This window comes from Paenibacillus sp. GCM10027626, assembly GCF_042676285.1.
GTDB lineage: Bacteria > Bacillota > Bacilli > Paenibacillales > Paenibacillaceae > Paenibacillus_Z.
This window is the reverse complement of the sequence record NZ_JBHTHC010000066.1, coordinates 1-789: the sequence shown is the minus strand read 5'-3', so window position 1 is coordinate 789 and position 789 is coordinate 1. Positions and strand designations below refer to the sequence as shown.

Sequence of the window (789 nt, the reverse complement as noted above, 5' to 3'; positions counted from 1 at the left end):
TACGAATGTCCTCAACCGGTGGAAAGCAGAAGCGGTGCAGAACCTCTCGCAATTGTTCGTCGATGATCGAAAAGGCATCACGAAAATGAAAAACGAGTATGAGCATCAGATCAACGAACTCTACGCCGAGATTGGAAAGTTGACCAGTCAATTGTCGTGGCTCAAAAAAAAATCTGGCCTCTAACCTGTCTCGCGAGGAGCGTATCGAGCTCCTGGAGTGGGACTGCCCCGAGCACGCGATCAGCGTTCAAGCCGATCTGCTGAGCCTGAATCGCTCCAGCCTGTACTACAAGCCGGTTCCTCCCTCCCCGGAGGAAATTCGCCTCAAGCACCGGATTGACGAGCTTTATACGCAGCATTCGTTCATGGGCTATCGGACGATTGCCGCGATTATGAACCGGGAAGGAGATGGTATTCACAAGAACACCGTACGGCGCTATATGCGGGAAATGGGACTCATGGCCATCTATCCCGGCCCTAACCTAAGCAAGCGCGATCTGCAGCACCGGATCTATCCGTATCTTCTACGGAAGCTGCTCATCACACAGCCGGATCAGGTGTGGTCTGTGGACATCACGTATATCCGGATGAAGTATGGCTGGATGTACCTGTACGCCATGATGGATTGGTATTCCCGCTATATCGTAGACTGGCAGCTGGACCAGAGCCTTGAAATCGAGTTCGTACTCAAGACCACGAAACGGGCGCTGGGGCGGCGTAAACCGGGAATCATCAACAGTGACCAAGGTAGCCATTTTACGAGTCCAAAGTATATCGATCTGTTGAAAG

General features: G+C 52.1%; 1 protein-coding gene and 1 pseudogene. Both read left to right on the top strand.

Translation table 11 applies throughout. The features are described from left to right. Positions 1-184: pseudogene (locus tag ACFQ0N_RS38230) on the top strand (IS3 family transposase); the annotation flags it as partial. Next, on the top strand, positions 174-789 hold a 616-nt coding region (locus ACFQ0N_RS38225; RefSeq protein ID WP_379335738.1), incomplete at its 3' end, for an IS3 family transposase. The pseudogene ACFQ0N_RS38230 and the gene ACFQ0N_RS38225, both read left to right, overlap by 11 nt.